Origin of the sequence: Coleofasciculus chthonoplastes PCC 7420, assembly GCF_000155555.1 — a bacterium.
In the GTDB taxonomy this organism is placed as follows: domain Bacteria; phylum Cyanobacteriota; class Cyanobacteriia; order Cyanobacteriales; family Coleofasciculaceae; genus Coleofasciculus; species Coleofasciculus chthonoplastes_A.
In genome coordinates this window covers 112,793-132,331 of the sequence record NZ_DS989852.1, presented here as the reverse complement: position 1 = coordinate 132,331, position 19,539 = coordinate 112,793, and the positions used below count along the sequence as shown (strand labels likewise).

The window sequence follows — 19,539 nt, the reverse complement described above, 5'->3', positions numbered from 1 at the left end:
TTTAGTAACAACCCGCCAGGAATGCAAATCCTTGGCGGGAAATTCTTCTATGCAAATATGGGGTTCTATGGCTGATACCCAATCCGTTTGTGTAAAGGTTTGAGGGGTATTTACAAAACTTAATACGAATGGCGCTGACTGGTATGCTGCACCCTACGGTATATCAAGGTTTTGTTGAGGCACCATTGGTTAGAGACGCGCCATGGCGCGTCTCTACATAAATGATGTGTCCTAACAGCCATGGCGGTTGCTATAACTTAAAGGGGAGATTGACATCCTCCCTGGCGTGAACGCACAGGGATTCCTCACCACGCCACCTTTTTAGGGGTGGTCGCTGAATGGGGGTCAACCCAAATTGAGAGCGGGAAACCCCGACGTCAGCCGTTCCTTCGCCAGCTTAGGAAGTCGGGGAGCCTATCTAGTCAAAGTTAATTTCTAGCAAAGACAAATCATCATCGAAAAAGTCTTTGGGGTTTAATATGTCAACGCCCTCTAAGATCGAGTTTAGATTACACGAGCTATCTATTCTACACTCACCCAGAAGTTTGACGAATGAGTCAAGTCCCCAGATATTACCATCAGGTTGGTGAATCTCGTAAATCCCATCGCTGAAAATGTAAAGGGAACTGGATTCGCTGACGTCGCAGCTATCATCAACATACTCAGCCTCAAGCAGCATACCCACAGGCAGTCCCGTTGTCTTCAAGAGATTGACCTCCCGACTAGAGGATGGCTTACCCGAGAATAAGACCGCCGGTGGATGTCCAGCACTGGCATAAACAAGTTGACGCTTTGTCCGATTATAGACTCCATACCAGATGGTAAAGTATTTATCGTTGCGTGCTGTCATTTGAAAGGTCTGGTTTAATCCTCGCAGAACGTCGCTGGGTTGGTAATAGTCAATATTCGGCAGGGTGCGTGATCTCAATAGATTTAACACCGAAAGCGTTGGTAAGGCGGCTCTCAAGCCATGCCCAGCCGTATCTAATAGATAAATTGCCAGGTGTTCTGAATCTAACCAGTAGTAATCGAAGCCATCACCTCCTAATTGCCGAGAGGGAATGAATCGAGAGTCAATAGTCACAGGCGGTTCAGTCATCTGGTCTGGCAGAATAGAACGGACGTACTCCGCCGCTTCTGCGAGTTCCATTTCTAGCAACTGTTTTTGGTGCTGCAAATCGCGGCTTAGTTCATGTAATCTCAAGCCGGAACGTACTCGCGCCTGCAACTCAGCGATTTCGATTGGCTTACAGATAAAGTCATCTGCCCCAGCATCCAGTCCCTTGACGCGATCGCCAACGGAACCGAGAGATGTCAGCAAAATGAACATAGTGGTTGATAGTGCTGGGGTTGCCTTAATTTGACGACAGACTTCTAGTCCGTTCATCCTTGGCATAATCCAATCACAAATGACCAACGCCGGACGCAACTGCTGCACAAGTTCAAGACCCTCTTCGCCGTTACTAGCGATGGTGACGTCATAACCTTGGTTATGAAGCGTCCGTTTCAGCAGTATTTGAATGGCAGGGTCGTCATCAATAATTAGAATTTGGGTCATGGCATCGAGATAATACAAGTCACTCAAGGAGATTGCAGATGCACGCGCTTACAACAAGAAGGAAGACTCGATGAAGCTATGGGTACTTTCATGAGAAAGTGATAAAGATCGCAAGGTCAGTGAATAAATGGTAGAGCAAGGGATAAATCTAGGGTAGACTGGATTTTTTCACAGGGAGTATCTGTTCATTTTAATTCTGGCTTTGATGTCGTTGATGTGAAAGGCTTTGAACAGTTGAGAGAGCTTCAAACATTTAGCAAGCAATTTCCTTCCGACCTGAATGCGTTAGACCAGGTTTTATCCTGGTTTGGGGAGCTTCACCCCTCCTCAATCGAAACAAAAGTCTGGTTACAGTGCAAACTAGCGCTTGCGGAAGGATACACTAACGCGGTGAAATATGCCCACAAAGACCTGCCGCCCAGTGTTTCCATTGAGGTTGAGGTAATTCTGGGGCAATCGCCCCAACGCCTAGAGATACGGGTCTGGGACAGTGGAGCGCCTTTTGATTTTGAACGGCGGCTCCGAACTCCGTCGTCCTTGCCTGCTGATCAGGCGGAAGGAGGGCGAGGATTGGCTATCATGCAAAAAATTGCCGATAAGCTCAGTTATACACGCATGGATGATAACCGCAACTGTTTGACGATTGTTAAATTTTATTAAAAATCCCGGCAGCCCGGTGTCGGGAAGCAGGGGAACGGGGATACCAGGTGCAGGGTGCATATTTCAGACGTGGTCGTCTACGTCTGGGGCAAAGAGACCGGGAAAAAATTGATCGGCTTTCTGATAAGCGAAAACCCAGCTTCTCAAGCTGGGTTACTGTTTAGGCTTTACCTTCAATTGCTCTATCTGCTCCGAATAACTTAATCAAACTGGGTTAAATCTAGCTTGATGCTCAAGCTTAATTCAGCGGCTTACCTGGTGAATCACCATTTAGCGACCGCTGCCGCGATTGTCATCGTTGCCCTTAGCATCAAACGTAAGACGCTTGGCTGATTGATTGGATAAAATGACTACGCTTTCACGTTCTCCCCTAAAGTAGGATGCTGGTAAAAACTTCCTCATGTTGTTGCACATCGCTTGTAGATCTCCGTGTCCAAGTTGCTACAGCCTTTTTTCCAATCGACAGCGTGCAAATCAGGACAAACCCTAAAATTGGGAGTAGGATGGGCAGGGGCTTGGGGAGATGAGGGAGATGAGGGAGATGGGGAAGCTGGGGAGATGAGGGAGATGAGGGAGATGGGGAAGCTGGGGCAGAAAAAATTCGATTTAGAAGTTATAGCAGCTATAGCAGCTACCTTGGCAGGGAAAGGACATTCTTTACTATTCCCTGTTCCCTGTTCCCTAATCTCAACCGTTAACTTTAATGAAAGTCCACCTACTTAGTGCTATTCAGAGCAGTATTGGTATGCGGATATGGGGAATCCATTCACGAGGATGTCAAAATAGAACTACTGCACACTGAACCCTGTGGGGTACAGTGTTTTTCGTCCCGTCCCCCTGTCGTCACCTATTGGAAAGAGCGAGTGTGAACGTTTCGACCCCGAAGATAGAACTTGACCCCAAAAATCTGTTTCCGTTTCCTCTGGATCAATTTCAGCTCCAAGCGATCGCGGCGCTGAATGCGAATCACTCGGTTGTTGTCTGCGCCCCCACAGGTTCTGGGAAGACGTTGATTGGCGAGTATGCTATTTACCGCGCTTTGTCAAGAGGAGGGCGAGTTTTTTATACCACTCCCTTGAAAGCCCTCTCCAACCAGAAGCTGCGAGATTTTCGGGCTACGTTTGGTGCGGACAATGTGGGTCTGGTTACGGGGGATGTTTCCATTAATCGGGACGCGCCAATCTTGGTGATGACCACGGAAATCTTCCGCAATATGCTTTACGGCACACGCATTGGGGAAATTGGTACGTCCCTAGAAGGGGTGGAAGCGGTGGTCTTGGATGAGTGCCATTATATGAATGACCGACAACGGGGTACGGTTTGGGAGGAGTCGATTATTTATTGTCCTCCAGAAGTTCAGCTTGTTGCCCTATCCGCTACGGTGGCGAATTCCGATCAACTAACGGACTGGTTGAACTTAGTTCATGGCGCAACCGAGCGAATTTATTCCGACTTTCGACCGGTTCCCTTACAATTCAGCTTTGCCAACCCGAAGGGCATTTTTCCCCTGCTGGACTCTAACCAAACAAAGTTAAATCCTCGTCTCAAACCGAAACGCAACAAAGGGAGAGGACGGGGGGGACGCCCAGAAAGCCCCAGTAATGCCTTTGTGCTGGCGCAACTCCAGCAACGGGATATGTTACCCGCGATTTATTTTATTTTCTCTCGTCGCGGTTGCGATCGCTCGGTGGAGGAGTTGGGAGAGTTGTCTCTGGTTAATGCCAAAGAAGCGGCTGAATTGAAAAAGCGCATTGACGAATTTTTACGTCGGAATCCAGAAGCGGGTCGGGCGGGGCAAGTAGCCCCCCTGTATCGCGGCATTGCTGCCCATCATGCGGGGATTTTACCGGCTTGGAAGGGGTTTGTGGAAGAGTTGTTCCAATTAGGGCTGGTTAAGGTGGTGTTTGCCACTGAAACTCTAGCGGCGGGAATTAATATGCCCGCTCGCACCACCGTAATTTCTACCCTCTCAAAACGAACCGATCGCGGACACCGACTGCTGACAGCATCGGAATTTCTGCAAATGGCAGGTCGAGCCGGACGCCGGGGGATGGATGCCACGGGTTATGTGGTCACAGTACAGACGCCGTTTGAAGGAGCAAAGGAAGCGGCGTATCTCGCCACCAGTCAGGCTGACCCCTTAGTCAGCCAGTTTACGCCCAACTACGGGATGGTGCTGAACTTACTCCAAACCCACACCCTTCCGGAAGCCAAGGAGTTGGTGGAACGCAGTTTTGCACAATACCTGGCGACACTGTACCTCCAACCCCAGCAACAAGCGATTACGGAGTTAACCACAGAACTGGCAAAATTAGATATTCAACTAGCACCCGTTGACTTAAACGCCCTGGGGCGATACGAAAAACTCAAGGAACGGCTCAAAGAAGAACGGCGATTACTCAAAACCCTACAACGGCAAGCCCAAGCCGCACAAGTGGCGGAAATTGCCCAAATTATCCCCGAAGCGCCCTTGGGTACGCTACTTTCGCTCAAAGGCAAGTATATTCCAGTTCCGGAACCGATTCCGGCGATATTAGTCGCGAAGGAAAAAGGGCGGGGACAATCCCCCTATTTAGTCTGCTTAAGTGCCGATAATCGCTGGTATATAGCCACAACCGCCGATTTGGTTGGGGTGCATGGGTGGTTAGAGATGATTGATTTAACGGTGCTGAACCCACCCGCTGAACTCACACTCAAGCCCGGTCAAACTAGACGGGGTACACCAGACACGGAAGCGATCGCAGCTCAAATTCCCACCGATATAGAACCCATGGTCGCACCTGAAGTTGAGGCGCAGCAGCATCGAATGGATGCGGTAAAAGCCCAACTAGAAGATCATCTGGTGCGACAATGGGGGAATCCGTCTCAACTGATTAAGCGTCATAAACGTCGTTTAGCCCTACAAGAGGAAATCAACAATCGTCAAACCCTTTACCGGGAAAACCAAGCGATGCACTGGCAAGAATTTCTCAACCTGATCGAAATTTTAAGGACATTTGGTTGTCTGGAAGATGTCAAGCCGACATCATTGGGGCAAGCAGCCGCAGCGATTCGCGGGGATAACGAACTGTGGTTGGGGTTAGCGTTGATGTCTAGTGCGTTTGATCAGTTAGATCCGCACCACTTAGCCGCCTGCGCCTGCGCTTTGGTTACGGAAACCCCGCGTCCGGATAGCTGGACAAATTATCCCCCCTCAGAACCTGTACTGGCGCCATTAGATAGTTTGAGACAAACTCGCCATCAGTTGTTTCGAGTCCAACGTCGCTATCAGGTGGCTCTGCCGATTTGGTTAGAACGGGATTTAATTGGGTTAGTTGAGCAATGGGCTTTGGGTGTGGAATGGACAGAGCTTTGTGCGGATACCAGTTTAGATGAAGGGGATATTGTGCGATTGTTGCGCCGCACGGTCGATTTTCTATCTCAAATTCCTCATGTACCATTCCTATCGGATGGCTTAAAACGGAATGCTATTCGAGCGATTCAATTATTGGATCGCTTCCCGGTTAATGAATTGGGTTAGTAGGGGTTTGGTTCCCAAACCCCTTCAAGGTTCCCAAACCCCTTCCAAGATAGCTTGTAAACTACCCGCCGCTAAGTCGGAGTACCGACTCTAGCGGGGGCTTTTAAAGAAGCAAGCGAGTTTACCAGGCTGAGTGTTAATTCACTACGTTACGAAAGTCAAGATACCTAAGAATGCGTAGCCAGTTTTTAGCTCTATCGTTTGCGATTAAACAGACATATCGGGTTGAAGTCAGTGTCGTAAACCCAAAAAGCTTTCGTAACATTGCCAAGGCTAACATTACCCGCAAGGAGACTCAAGCTTTGAGTAAAGTTTTCGTTTTAGACACCAACAAGCAACCTCTCAACCCCATCCATTCAGGTAGGGCAAGAATGCTGTTATCTCAAGGGAAAGCCGCTGTATTTCGGCGCTACCCTTTCACCGTGATACTGAACAAGGAGGTGGTCAACCCAAAAGTAGAATCGCTTCGAGTCAAAATCGACCCAGGCGCGAAAACTACAGGACTAGCATTAGTCAACGACAGTACTGGTGAGGTTGTTTGGGCTGCCCAGTTACAACACCGAGGGTTTCAAATTCGGGATGCTTTAACGTCACGCCGCCAGTTAAGACGCTCACGCCGTAACCGCAAAACCCGTTATCGTAAACCTCGTTTCCTTAACCGCACTCGCCCTGAAGGTTGGTTGCCACCATCGTTAAACAGTCGAGTCGCCAACATCTTGACTTGGGTTAATCGCCTATCATCCATATCTCAAATTACTGCCATATCTCAAGAACTCGTCAGGTTTGACACTCAGCAGATGGAAGACGCTGAAATTAGCGGAATAGGCTATCAACAAGGCACACTCTTCGGTTACGAAATCCGTGAGTTTTTGCTGGAAAAGTGGAACAGAACCTGTGCCTACTGTGGCGCAAAAGACAAGCCTCTTGAGATTGAGCATATAAATGCCCGCTCAAAAGGGGGTTCCAACCGAATCAGTAACTTGTGCCTAGCCTGTACCTCTTGTAATCAGAAAAAGGGCAACCAGGATATTAAGGATTTCCTCAAGGGTAAACCTGACCTGCTCAAATGCATCCTGTCTCAAGCTAAAAGACCTTTGGCTGACACAGCAGCAGTCAACGCAACCCGATGGAATCTGTACTATAACCTCAAAAAAACGGGTTTACCTGTCGAAGTTGGCACGGGTGGTCGCACTAAGTACAACCGAACCATCCGAGGTTTAGACAAAACTCATTACTGGGACGCGGCCTGTGTTGGAGCTTCAACCCCAGAGCAGTTAATCACATCAGAAGTTAAACCTCTATTGATTGCTGCTAAAGGTCACGGAACCCGTCAGCAGTGCCGTACTGACAAGTTCGGGTTTCCTAGTCGTTATTGCAAGAGAACAAAATTTCACAAAGGTTTTCAGACGGGTGACATCGTTAAAGCTGTTGTCACTTCTGGCAAAAAGATTGGAACTTACGTTGGGCGGTTAGCCACTCGTGCCACTGGAAGTTTCAATATTTCCACAACAGATGGACTAGTTCAAGGAATCAGTCATAAATACTGCTTGCCACTTCACAAAAAGGATGGGTATTCATACATACAGTGATTTGAAAAATTTATGGGGTTCAATACCCATAAATTTTTCCTCGTTTCCTCCCGCCGCTAAAACTTTGGCGGTACTCGCTTCGCTTGTCCTAATCCGCCTCGTTTATAGCGGGGGTCTCCACGAGGAGGAAAGATGAAAAAATGGGTGATTGGCATTGCGATCGCGACAACAATCAATACCCTGCTAGGATTACCCAGGGCGTTAGCTCAAACGGTCAACTTAGGGGTGGTAAAAAGTCCGGATAATCAAGCCGATTGGTCAGATATTACCGATCGCTTGCAGTCAACGGGTGTGGATTACTGCGTGGTTGACTTGAGCCAGGTTAATCAACGTTCTGATCTAGGCAATACCCAACTCCTATTTTTACCGAATATTGAACGCCTAGAACCCGAACACCTGGCGACTCTACAAGAGTGGATGCGTCAAGGCGGACGGGTCATTGTCAGTGGTTCTGTGGGTATTGCATCCCAACCTGAGGTGCGGAATCGTTTGCGATCGCTCTTAGGTGCCTACTGGGGATTTGGTCTGAGTCAGCCGTCTCGATTGAAACGATTATCGATTTCTTCCCCAAGCTGGATACCCAATGCGGGATTAGTGGGAGAGGTGCAAGGGGGTGTGGTGATTCCCGCCAGTTTGGAGGCTCAAACGGCGGCTGTATGGAATCAACCGGAAAGTCCCCCGGCTGTGGTAACGACAGATCAATCGATTTTTTTCGGCTGGCGCTGGGGAGTGGATGGGGAAGACGCCGCCCAGATGGATGTGGTTTGGCTGCGAGCGGCGCTGAGTCGTTATAATGTTACGCTAACGCCGGGAAGGATGCCGAATTCATCCCCACCCAATTGTGCGGCGACTCCGGTATCCCCAATCAGCCGGGATCAACAACGCCAAGCTAACCTCAGCCCACCTCATCCAACTCCTGTTCCCAGCGAAGGCGATCGCTTAGTGCTTCCCGCCCAAACTCCAGCGAACAATTGGGGAACCCTTACCGCCAATGAAGTGACGGCGATGAGTCGGGAGTTGGAAAACTTAATTGGTCGGGTGGAAAGTACATTATTAAGGGCTGATGCTCATAACAGTGAGGTTGGTTTGCTCACTCAGGAGAGCGTTGAGTCCTTAGCGGGGATGAGTGCAAAGGAATCAGAACATGGAAATCAACGGCATTCCCATCCAAATCGAACCACGGTTTCGGCGTTGGCGCAAGCGAGAATTGGCTTAGAAAATTTTCTGGGTGCGGTTGAGCAACAGGACTATACGGCGGCGCGACGACAGTGGATTAATGCCCGACGGCTACTCTGGGATAATTATCCGATGGAGCGTCAACTTGCCCAACCAGAAATTCGGGCAATTTGGTTAGATCGGGGGACAATTGTCAAGGCAAAGCGTAAACAGGACTTAGTTAAACTCTTCGATAATCTGGCAAAGGCGGGATTTAATACGGTTTTCTTTGAAACCGTTAACGCCAGTTATCCAATTTACCCGAGTCAGGTGGCTCCTGAACAAAACCCTCTGGTGCGCGGCTGGGACCCTTTAGAAGCCGCCGTGGAGTTGGCGCATGAACGGGGGATGGAGTTACATGCTTGGGTGTGGATTTTTGCGGCGGCGAATCAGCGTCACAATGCGCTGTTAAATCAGCCCCTTGATTATCCGAGTCCGGTTTTAGCGGCGCATCCAGATTGGGCGATTTTTGATAAGCAAGGACGCTTGTTTGCGCCGAATACCAGAAAGGCATTTTTTGATCCCGCGCACCCGGAAGTGCGGGAGTATTTAATGGCGCTGCTGGAGGAAATTGCCACCCGATATGACGTGGATGGGATTCAACTGGATTATATTCGCTATCCGTTTCAAGATCCGCGCGTGAATCAAACCTATGGGTATGGGGTGGCGGCGCGTCAGCAATTTAAGGAACGAACCGGGGTTGATCCGATTGAGGTGTATCCTCGCGATCGCACATTATGGCAGCAATGGACAGAGTTTCGTATCCGCCAAGTGGACAGCTTTGTCGCATCAGTATCAGCGCGTCTGTTGTCGCAACGTCCGGATTTGATTCTATCCGCTGCCGTATTTCCCCTTCCCCCGGCGGAACGTCAGCAACGGTTGCAGCAAAACTGGGAAGAATGGGCAAAGCAGGGATATATTGATCTGGTTGTACCAATGACTTATGCGTTGGATACTGAAGGGTTGCACAGTCTCACCCAACCGTTACTCACGGAATCGACACTCAACCGAGTCTTGCTGATTCCAGGGATTCGTTTGTTAAATTTACCCGATGTTGTGGCAGTTGACCAAATCCAACTGCTGCGGGATTTACCCGCTAACGGGTATGCTGTGTTTGCGGTTGAGAATCTTAACGAGAATTTACATCGTATTTTCCAACAGACTCAAGGTCAACCGGAATCTACCTCAACCGATCCAATTCCTTACCGTAAGCCATTCCAAGTTGCCATGGATCGATTTGTGGCGCTGCAACAGGAATGGAACTTTTTGGTCACGAATGAGCAACTCGCCATTGATCAAGACGCCTTTACTGAATGGGTGGCTCAAACAGAAAAGCTAAATCAGGCGCTCAATCAACTGGCTATGGCACCCTCACCGCCGCTGATGCGAACCGCCCAAGCCGCCCTCGCCACGTTCCGATCTCAATTCCCCCAATGGATGCAACAGCAAGGGATGCGCCACCCTTATCAAGTTCAGGTGTGGGAGAATCGGCTGGCAACCATTGAACGGCTATTGAACTATGGTGAACGAACCACTTTACCGGAAAATTCGCCAGATGCGATTAAACGTTAATAACTGAAACTAATTGCCGACATTTGGCTTAAGAGCATGGTAGTTTGTGTAAGGTAAACTATTTTGGGCAGCTAAGGCGCTCCCCATGGGTCTAGCAAGAATTAGCATTCAGAATAGTTGTCTACCCTATCAGTCTCAACTGGGAACACAGATTTGATTGTTTCCCGACATCAGATCTTGGTAAGATTCCCGATCAAGTCGTTTGCCCAAAGGACATACTAGTTGAGATAACGGTAAGGGGTTAGGGGATACTCCCAACAATAGGTTGATGGTTCACGCAGTACTTGCTCGTTTAAAGTCGAGTTTTTACCTTGATGAAGTGGTATTTACAGCTTAATGTTTTTGTGGGTTTGCTTTCAGTTCTGACGGGAATTGGTATGGCAACCATTGCTTTTGGTGAAACACCGTCGAAGTTGACTGACCCAACCTCAAAGGGGGTCATGGGTGGTCAAGTCCTGAGTCAAGAAACCTCCGAGATGGGCAGGGTTAAGGGTAAATCGGTCAAGTCTCCCGCTTCACGCCTAAAACCGACTCCCTCTGCGGCGACTAAGCCTCAGTCGTTGAAGGTTAAACCAACACCGTCTACATCAACATCCCGAAAGCCCACGAATCTCAAACCCCAAGCGGTCAAACCCCAACCGCTCCAACCTGCCCGTTTGCCGATCGCAACACTTCATGATTCTGGCATACATAGGTCTCCCCGTTTAGAACGCTCAAGTATTGTTTTACATGCAGATAGGCTACGGGCGATTCTCTTTGATCCCATTGTTGTACCCGGAGATATCCTCAATCCTACCCAGCCTGATCCCACTGTCTTTCAAACGGTTAATGGTTCTCCGTTCCGTCACCAGTTGGCTCATTTTCAGGGTGGGATGGCAAATGTAACTTACCATAGCCATCCCCAAAGACTGGTGATTAAGCCTGTCTCCAGTAATCGGGACAACCATCAAGCATCTAGTCTTTTGGATAATTCTCTCACTCCCGATTCCCCAGAGGTAGAGTCAAAACCTGGGAATGTCGAGGAAACCAGGATACAGGTTCTGGATACGAGTAACTTAGAGAGTCACTCTTCACGTCATTCTGAATCAACGCCAGATGACCGCCCTGTTCGGGAAACTCAAATCCATCCCAGTCGCTTAACAGCGGCAAATCGACAGGCGGCAAGTTTAGCCCCGTCTCAGATTCACCCTGCCCGTCTCCAACCGGAAAATCGGCAAGCCGGGAGTCTGCGGGTTTCCCCAATTCAGTCTGTAATCGGGAAGGTGGAACAATTGCCAGCAACTCCACCAGAAACGGTTAACCCTCGGCAACGCCCACAACACTCATCCATTAAAGTAGAGGAACCTAACTCCACTCCCAGGATTAACGTCGTTGAGCAATCTTTATCCTCCCCGAACCCGAATCAGTCGCCAATCGTTGCCAGTAGCCATGACATTCGTTTGATTGCGGCGAACACCAAACAGAATGATGACACCTCGCCGGAAGAGAGGCAGATTCAAGTCCAACAGATTAATGTCACCGGGAGTACGATTTTTGGGGAGGCTGAATTTAATCCGATTATTGAACCCATTGCAGGAAATACCGTCACTCTGGAAGAACTTAGAAGTGTGGCGGATGCGATTTCTCAACTGTATCTGGAACAAGGCTACATTACCTCTAGGGCAGTTTTGGTCGAAGAAACTCTGGATACCGATGTGGTGGAAATTCGGGTGATTGAAGGGAGTCTGGAAGCCATCCAGGTGGAAGGAACCAGACGGCTGAACCCCAGTTACGTGCGATCGCGTGTTCGATTGGGGGCGGATACACCCCTGAATACAGGTGCGTTAGAAGACCAATTGCGCTTGTTACGAGTTAATCCGTTATTTGAAAATGTGGAAGCCTCTTTGAGGGCGGGAACTGGACTAGGGCAAAGTATTCTCGTGGTGCGGATTACTGAAGCCGATCCCTTTGAAGGAAGTGTCGGTATTGATAACTATTCCCCTCCCAGTGTGGGGGCTGAACGTTTCAAGACGAATGCCAGTTATCTCAATCTAACCGGGATTGGGGATGAAATTTCGGCACAATACAACCGGACAACGGCTGGTGGTGCCTATACCTGGGATTTTAATTATCGTGCGCCAATCAACGCGATGAATGGTACGGTGCAACTGCGAGCATCGTTTAATGAAAATGAAGTGATTCAAGATGAATTGCGAGAGTTCGGGATTCAAGGTGAGTCTGATCTGTATGAAATTAACTATCGCCAACCCTTAATCCGCACACCGCGTCGAGAATTGGCGTTATCTTTAGGATTTACCCATCAAGATGGTCAAACATTTACCGTGTTTGGACCAACACCCTTTGGAATTGGACCCGATGAAGAGGGTATCAGTCGCACCAGTGTCATTAAGTTTGGGCAAGAGTACACCCTACGTCAAACCTCTGGGGCGTGGGCATTCCGTTCCCTGTTTAGTTTTGGAACAGGTTTATTTGATGCGACAGAAAATTCAGACGTTAATGAAGATCATCCCGATGGTCAGTTTGTTAGTTGGTTAGCTCAAATCCAACGGGTACAAATTATCAATCCGGATAACTTTTTAATTATTCAAGCGGATCTCCAGTTAGCCTTTGATAGTTTATTACCAGCCCAACAATTCGTTATTGGTGGTGGTCAATCGGTACGAGGATATCGGCAAAATATCCGGGCGGGAGACAATGGATTTCGCATTTCTGTAGAAGATCGGATGACCTTAGAACGGGATGAATCGGGTGTTGCGACCTTTGTTTTAGCGCCGTTTTTCGATGTCGGTTATGTTTGGAATCGAGGGACAAATCCGAATGAATTAGTAGACCAGACATTTATTGCTGGGTTGGGTTTAGGGATATTATGGGAACCTTTACCCAATTTAAACCTGCGGCTGGATTATGGGTTGCCCTTAGTTGATTTAGATGATCGCGGGGAAAATGCTCAGGATGATGGCTTTTATTTTAGTGTGAATTACAATTTCTAAGTTGGCGGTACAAGAGGGTGCATGTCAACGCAAGTAGTTCCCTGTTCCCTAATCTCAACCGTTAACTTTAATTGTCCCCACCTACTTAGGTTACAGGTGCGATTATCCTGCAATGTGTTCAAAAAATAGAATCGTACTCTTAATCTACGGTTTGAAGCTGAAGACATCACTCGAATGAATGAGCTGGCTGAGAAGAACAATCGCGGGTTGCTTAGCGAAACCGAACGCCAGGACATGGAAAAATATCTACGAGTTGGTAATTTTTTGAATCTCCTCCATGCCAAAGCCCGACAATCGCTACAACCTTCTAGCAATTGATCTATGGATAACAGCCTGCGTGAGTTCGTCAGACAACGTGCCAATTGCCGTTGTGAATACTGTCGAATGCCTCAAGAATACGAGGTATTTATTTTTAAAGGGATAATTCACCAGATCCCCGACGTCTTGAAAAAGTCGGGGATCAGATTGATCAATCTGGCGATAAATTCGCATCAATTGATGCAATCGGTTGGGTGTGAGATTGAACTTGGATCACCGAAGAGTGCAGCATGGACGTATTTGTCACTGAATTATTGGCAAGAGTAAATAGGGGATTCGACAAAATTCCCGCCAGAGAAGTAACGACGACAGAAAGGACTAAACCCACTTGTAAAGGACGCATTCCGGGTAAATTCCAGCGGATTTCCGGATAATTTTTCACCGCGTCGGACATTTCTTGGGGTTCTTTAACCACCATCATTTTGAGGACGCGGATGTAGTAGTAAATGGAAACCACAGTGGCGATTAGACCGAGCAAAACTAAGCCATACAATCCGGCTTGCCAACCTGCCCAAAACAGGTAAATTTTACCGAAGAATCCCGCTAAAGGTGGAATTCCGCCTAACGACAGTAAACAAATACTTAATCCAAATGTCAGCAGGGGATCTTTCTGATACAATCCCGCATATTCGCTGATTTGATCCGTGCCGGTTCGCAGGGTAAACAGAATCACACAAGCAAAACCACCTAGGTTCATGAACAAATAAACCAGCAGATAGAAAATCATACTGGCGTAGCCTGCATCGGTTCCCGCGATTAAACCAATCATGACAAAGCCAGCTTGGGCAATGGATGAATAGGCAAGTAGGCGTTTCATGCTGGTTTGGGTAAGGGCTACCACATTCCCTAATACCAAACTTAAGATAGCCAGGGCGGTGAAGACAAAGTGCCATTGTTCGCTAACCAGGGGAAACGCGGTTACCAGTAAGCGAATGGCGAGGGCGAAGCCGGCGGCTTTAGAACCGACAGATAAGAAGGCGACAACGGGAGTTGGAGAACCTTCGTATACGTCAGGAGTCCACTGGTGGAAAGGAACCGCAGAAATTTTAAAGGCAATTCCCGCGATCGCAAACACCAAAGCGATTAAAATACCCAAGGATGGGGTCGATTCTAAACTGGCAATCCCGGTAGCGATTCCATTTAAGGTGGTTTCGCCGCCAGACAAGCCGTACAGCAACGACACGCCATAGAGAAAAACCCCAGAACTCGACGCGCCAATCAGCAGGTATTTCAGCGCCGCTTCATTGGAACGGGGATCACGCTTCATGTATCCCGTCAACAGGTACGACGAGATACTCAGCGTTTCTAGGGAAATAAAGATGGTAACCAGTTCATTCGCACCACTGAGACACATCGCCCCCAAGGTAGCGGTAAGTAAAATGCCGATAAACTCAGCTAACGAGGTACCCGACTGCTGCACATAGCGAATCGACAGCAAAATGGTTACCGCCGTCGATAGGGCGATGATACCGCGAAAGGCGATACTCATGGCATCCCCATTAAACCCGCCAAAAAAAGCTAGAGGTTGGGCAACATCCCAGCGATAGTACAGGGCGACTATGGAAACCAGTAGTCCACCAATGGCGACGTAAGGCAGGGTATTAGCAGAACGTTTACCCGCAATCAGATCAATTCCTAAAACCAGTAACAGGGTAATCACGACGATTCCCTCTGGCAGAATCAGTCCAGCGTTAAGCTGGGCAACAATAGTAGCAAAATCCATTATGGTCTATGGTTAGGGTCGTATCCAGAGAGTAACGTTCTGATCATATCGGTGATTGGCACAGATTGTAGAGACGTTGCATGCAACGTCTCTACCCAACCAAGATTGAACGCCACAGCCAAAGGAATCCGGATCAAGCGTTTGTAGCAGCGATGCGAGAGTTTATGGCACGCTTCGTGCCTACTACAAACCCTGTTCGGTTGACACTCCCCCGGTTGAAAACGCGGGGGATTCTTCGTTCATCCAATCACCAAGCAAGTATTGATTTTCATCAACACTGCTATAGGGCGAGTTGTCCCGAAGCGTTTATCCAGTATTCCTGGAACGTTCCTGTATGCCCCACAGTACGAAGTGCTTCCTTGAGTATGTTAATTGCTGCGTTCCAGTCACGGTCTAAAACACATCCACATTTACACTTATGTGTTCGTGTTGAAAGTGATTTCTTGACGACACAACCGCAATTGTGAACAATAATGAAAGTATAGCATAGGCTAACTAATACTCGCAACTAAAGTTGCTAGGCTAAACGCTTCGCTCGGTTTCATCCCTCGGATGAATCACGAGGGAACCTGCACCATCGCTTGCACGGTAAAAATTCGGGGGATAAGATCTCAGCTAGGGTATAAGGACAAGTTTCCGAAAATGAGGATAATCCAGTTTCTTTTTCGGCGCTAAGAGTAGCGAGGGGGTAGATTTTTTCGAGGGCATTATCGAGACTGGATTTGAGACTGGGGTTTTCTTGGAATAGCTTCTCTAAGCGAAGACGTTGCTCTTTAATGGTTAATTGCCAACTACGAGAGCGCAGATTAGGTTGAAATTGCCATTTGAGTAAATGCATAACCAATAGTTCTAATCTGCTTTCGAGTTGTCGCTTTTCACTACGTCCCATGTCTTCTATTTCTTCAGCAATGTTTTGCCAGTCTATTTGATGGATTTTTCCAGTTCTTAGTAGGTTTGCTTGTTCTTGCGTCCAAGCATAAAAGTCATTTTCGTAGGATGTTGAAGTCATGGCTTATCCTGTTTGATTGATTGCCTGTTAATTTATAATATATTGATCCGCAAAAAAATTGCCCCTAAAAATAGTGTTTGATACCCTCACATTTTGCCCATACAGGGGCGGTTTTAGTTAAGTTATCAGCGTATGCCATAAGTTACAGCAGTACGCTGTAATAAAGTACAGTAGATAAAAGTCCCCCTTTTTAAGGGGGATTTAGGGGGATCGACAATGTACCGCATAGCAGAACAAACTGCTGTATCTGTAAAACCCGCCCCGACAAAACAATCTACCCCTTAACACCACTCCCACTATCATTGGGTACGATATACCGTTGCATTAGGATAAAAAATAGTAAAACTGGGGCAATAGAAATCACTGAGCCGGCGGCAATTAAACGCCAATCTAGGGAAAAGGTTCCGGCTAATCTAGCCACGCCTAACGGTAAGGTGTAATATTCTGGTCGATCCAGAACAATTAGGGGCCAGAGAAAGTCACTCCATGAGCCAATAAAGACAAAAATAGCCAACGTAACTAACGCCGGACGAACGGCGGGAATCATGATATGCCACCACAATCCTAACTCCGAACAGCCATCAATACGGGCAGCTTCTTCGAGTTCTTTAGGAACCCCTTGAAAGGCTTGGCGTAATAAGAAAATGCCAAAGGCTGAAGCTAAACTGGGAAAAATAATGCCTAAATAACTATTTCGTAAGCCAAGCTGCACCATCAAAATGTAGAGGGGAATCATCACGATTTGGAAGGGAATCATAATCGTAGAAACGATAATCGCGAAAATGATATCGCGTCCCCGAAAATTTAGTCTGGCTAAGGGATAAGCCGCGAGGGAACAAAAGAGAAGATTGAAGGTAACCGTGAGAATGGCAACAATACAGCTATTCCAAATATATTGACCAAAGGGATTGGTTTGCCAGACTTCGATATAGTTCTCAATTGTCGGTTGACTCGGGAACAGTTGAGGTGGAAAGGACCAAATATTCTCGGTGGATGACTTCAATGATGTGCTAATTAACCAGAAGAGGGGAAACAGCATCACCAACGCGATCGCACTCAATAGGATATACGTCCAAATCCTTTGCCAAATCTGTTTTCCCAGCGTTTTACTCATCGTATTTTTCAGTAGGGGGAGGACAATGAATCTTCAAGTTGGTGCGTTACGCTTTGCTAACGCAGCCTACCAAAAATCGTTATTCCCGTTTCTGTGCAAATTCCATTTAAGGGTTGATCCCACTCATCGATAGGGAGTTGAGGCAAGAACGCAAAATCAAAGATAATTCCTATGGTAGGCTTCGATATCCATTCCGCCGAACTCAGCAAGCGATCGTAAAATCCGCCCCCATAGCCTAAACGATAGCCTTGGCGATCGCACGCTACCGCCGGAACTAAGATTAAATCTACGTCATCCGGTTCTAAGGTGGGGGAATTGGCATGGGGTTCAAAAATGCCATAAGCTCCCGTTTGCAGGGCTTCTCCGTGTTTCCAGCTATGCCAGAGGAGAGATTTACCAACACATCGAGGGAATCCCCAACAGTGTTGGGTATCGGTAAACAGGGGATGAAGATCGGGTTCTTGGCGAAAACTAAAATAAGCCAGGATCGTTTTTGCCTGAGTGAATAGGGATGAAGACTGAAGCTGGGTACAGACGCGATCGCTCTTTTCTCGCCAGTCTTCCTTTGTCATGGCTTGTCGCTGTTTCAGCAGTCGCCGCCGTAATTCTTTCTTGGTCATTTTTGAGGAAATGTCAGTAGCCAATTATAATTCCTTCCCCTCCAATACGGCGGCGACGCGCAATATCATGGCTTCATGATCAGGAGCGGCAATAATTTGCACACCTAAGGGTAGAGAATTAGACGACTTAACCGGAACCGATAAAACAGGTAATCCAATAAACGATAACGGTTGGGTAAACAGTCCCAAATTCGGGCGCACTAATATCTCTTCTCCCCCAATTACCATTGTGTCTTGATCGATGCGGGGGGCGACACAAGGGGTAGTTGGTGCGAGAATAATATCTACTGTCTGAAAAAGTTCCTGCACCCTTTGGCGATACCATTGGCGAAACCGTTGCGCCTGAATGTACCAGGAGGCGGGAATTAAAGCCCCTGCTAAAAACCGATCGCGCGTGGCGGGGTCAAAATCTTGTGGACGCGATCGCAAGTTGGCAAAATGTAAGTTAGCGCCTTCTGTAGCCGTAATCATATAAGCCGCCGCTCTTGCCCGATGTGCTTCCGGTATCCTAACGGTAGCAGTGACATTCAGCGCTTGGGCGACTTTGGCGACAGCATCTAAGGCTTCTGGGGTAGCGCCTTGAGTAAAATACTCCCCCGCTACCGCAATCCGTAATCCTTCAATTCCCTTTTCTAGTTGCGGTAAACAAGGTTCTGGAGGACGTTGTGTACAGACGGGATCACGTTCATCGCTTCCTTGAAGGATATCAAACGCGGTAGCAATATCCCGGATTGACCGGGCAAACGGACCAATATGGTCTAAACTACTGGAAAATAAAATCGCCCCCGCCCTGGATAAACGCCCGTAAGTGGGTTTTAAGCCAAAAATCCCGCACAATGCAGCCGGAACCCGGATTGAACCATTAGTATCGGAACCCAAAGTAAGGGGAACTAATCCGGTGGCGACTGAAGCGGCGGAACCCCCCGATGATCCACCGGAAACGCGAGTCGGATCATGAGGGTTCGGAGTTGCCCCATAATGGCTATTAACCGTCACAAAGCCATAAGCATATTCATCCATATTTAACGCTCCCACCAGCACCGCCCCCGCTTGCTTAAGTCGGGTAACGGCGGTAGCATCGTGGTTAGCTGGGGGATTTTCGGCATTAATTTTTGATCCGGCTAGGGTGGTTAATCCCGCAACATCAAATAAATTCTTCACCGCAAACGGAACTCCCGCCAAAACACCGGGAAATTCTCCTCGGCTAATCGCCTGATCCACCCGTTCCGCCTTGGCTATTGCTGTATCAGCGGTAACGGCGGTAAAACAATTTAAGCTAGGATTACGGGTATCAATCTGTGCCAAACAATCCCGCGCGATCGCACTGGCGGTTATTTCACCCTGATAAACCGCCGTAGCTATTCCCACAGCGTCGGCTTGTCTCCAATTAAAAGTCATGGTTCAAAGACTGGTGCGGCTTCTATATTATCCGGTAACGGAAACTCATTCACCAATTGTGCGATCGCGGCAATTCGAGTAATGTTATCAACGACACCAGGACGGTATTCTGAGTCAATCGGCAAATCAATCAATTCTGCCATGCGATCGACATATTCACCAAAATCAAAGCTTTCTTGATTCATCGCTTAATCTGTTTTGAGTTGCTATTCCCTGTTCCCTGTTCCCTGTTCCCTGTTCCCTGTTCCCTGTT

General features: G+C 48.0%; 14 protein-coding genes and 1 pseudogene. 7 read left to right on the top strand and 8 right to left on the bottom strand.

The features are described from left to right. Positions 1–418 precede the first annotated feature (418 nt). The gene (locus MC7420_RS17585; RefSeq protein ID WP_006102059.1) at positions 419–1,558 is read right to left on the bottom strand and encodes a PP2C family protein-serine/threonine phosphatase; all 1,140 of its coding nucleotides are present in this window, start codon (positions 1,556–1,558) and stop codon (positions 419–421) included. A 216-nt stretch (positions 1,559–1,774) separates the two neighbouring features. Here MC7420_RS17585 and MC7420_RS17580 point away from each other — a divergent pair, with 216 nt between their 5' ends. The 7 genes from MC7420_RS17580 to MC7420_RS39905 all read left to right on the top strand — a co-directional run bounded on the left by MC7420_RS17580 (position 1,775) and on the right by MC7420_RS39905 (position 13,422). After that, complete coding sequence (locus tag MC7420_RS17580; protein WP_232231726.1) at positions 1,775–2,218, top strand: ATP-binding protein; 444 nt, start codon at positions 1,775–1,777, stop codon at positions 2,216–2,218. A 429-nt stretch (positions 2,219–2,647) separates the two neighbouring features. Next, a complete protein-coding gene (locus tag MC7420_RS17575) occupies positions 2,648–2,941 on the top strand; it encodes a hypothetical protein (protein WP_044207897.1) in 294 nt (97 codons plus the stop codon). A 142-nt stretch (positions 2,942–3,083) separates the two neighbouring features. Next, a complete protein-coding gene (locus MC7420_RS17570; RefSeq protein ID WP_006102074.1) occupies positions 3,084–5,738 on the top strand; it encodes a DEAD/DEAH box helicase in 2,655 nt (884 codons plus the stop codon). A 302-nt stretch (positions 5,739–6,040) separates the two neighbouring features. After that, positions 6,041–7,327: an RNA-guided endonuclease IscB gene (gene iscB, locus MC7420_RS17565; protein WP_044208004.1), complete on the top strand. Its 1,287-nt coding sequence runs from the start codon at positions 6,041–6,043 to the stop codon at positions 7,325–7,327. A 132-nt stretch (positions 7,328–7,459) separates the two neighbouring features. Further along, on the top strand, positions 7,460–10,114 hold the full coding sequence (locus MC7420_RS17560; RefSeq protein ID WP_006101864.1) for a glycoside hydrolase family 10 protein: 2,655 nt from the start codon (positions 7,460–7,462) through the stop codon (positions 10,112–10,114). Positions 10,115–10,428: 314 nt separating this feature from the next. Further along, on the top strand, positions 10,429–13,104 hold the full coding sequence (locus MC7420_RS35365; RefSeq protein ID WP_006101993.1) for a ShlB/FhaC/HecB family hemolysin secretion/activation protein: 2,676 nt from the start codon (positions 10,429–10,431) through the stop codon (positions 13,102–13,104). Positions 13,105–13,278: 174 nt separating this feature from the next. Then, entirely contained in the window at positions 13,279–13,422 is a 144-nt protein-coding gene (locus tag MC7420_RS39905; RefSeq protein ID WP_006101924.1) for a hypothetical protein, read from the top strand. A 151-nt stretch (positions 13,423–13,573) separates the two neighbouring features. On the opposite strand, the gene MC7420_RS17545 is transcribed toward MC7420_RS39905, so the two are convergent. The 7 genes and pseudogenes from MC7420_RS17545 to MC7420_RS17520 all read right to left on the bottom strand — a co-directional run bounded on the left by MC7420_RS17545 (position 13,574) and on the right by MC7420_RS17520 (position 19,471). After that, positions 13,574–15,145, bottom strand: a complete 1,572-nt coding sequence (locus MC7420_RS17545; protein WP_006101991.1) for an NAD(P)H-quinone oxidoreductase subunit N — start codon at positions 15,143–15,145, stop codon at positions 13,574–13,576. Between the two features lie 292 nt (positions 15,146–15,437). Continuing rightward, positions 15,438–15,629, bottom strand: a pseudogene (locus MC7420_RS37035) (zinc ribbon domain-containing protein); the annotation flags it as partial. A gap of 57 nt (positions 15,630–15,686) precedes the next feature. Beyond that, a complete protein-coding gene (locus tag MC7420_RS17540; RefSeq protein WP_006102057.1) occupies positions 15,687–16,154 on the bottom strand; it encodes a DUF29 domain-containing protein in 468 nt (155 codons plus the stop codon). Between the two features lie 274 nt (positions 16,155–16,428). After that, entirely contained in the window at positions 16,429–17,268 is an 840-nt protein-coding gene (locus tag MC7420_RS17535; protein ID WP_006101964.1) for a carbohydrate ABC transporter permease, read from the bottom strand. 56 nt (positions 17,269–17,324) lie between these two features. After that, positions 17,325–17,888, bottom strand: a complete 564-nt coding sequence (locus MC7420_RS17530) for a 5-formyltetrahydrofolate cyclo-ligase (protein WP_044207894.1) — start codon at positions 17,886–17,888, stop codon at positions 17,325–17,327. 24 nt (positions 17,889–17,912) lie between these two features. Next, positions 17,913–19,286 carry an AtzE family amidohydrolase gene (locus MC7420_RS17525; RefSeq protein WP_006101949.1) on the bottom strand — a complete coding sequence of 458 codons (1,374 nt, stop codon included), beginning with the start codon at positions 19,284–19,286 and terminating at the stop codon, positions 17,913–17,915. Beyond that, on the bottom strand, positions 19,283–19,471 hold the full coding sequence (locus tag MC7420_RS17520; protein WP_006101903.1) for a DUF4089 domain-containing protein: 189 nt from the start codon (positions 19,469–19,471) through the stop codon (positions 19,283–19,285). The genes MC7420_RS17525 and MC7420_RS17520 overlap by 4 nt, the downstream gene beginning before the upstream one ends. Between the last annotated feature and the right edge of the window lie 68 nt (positions 19,472–19,539).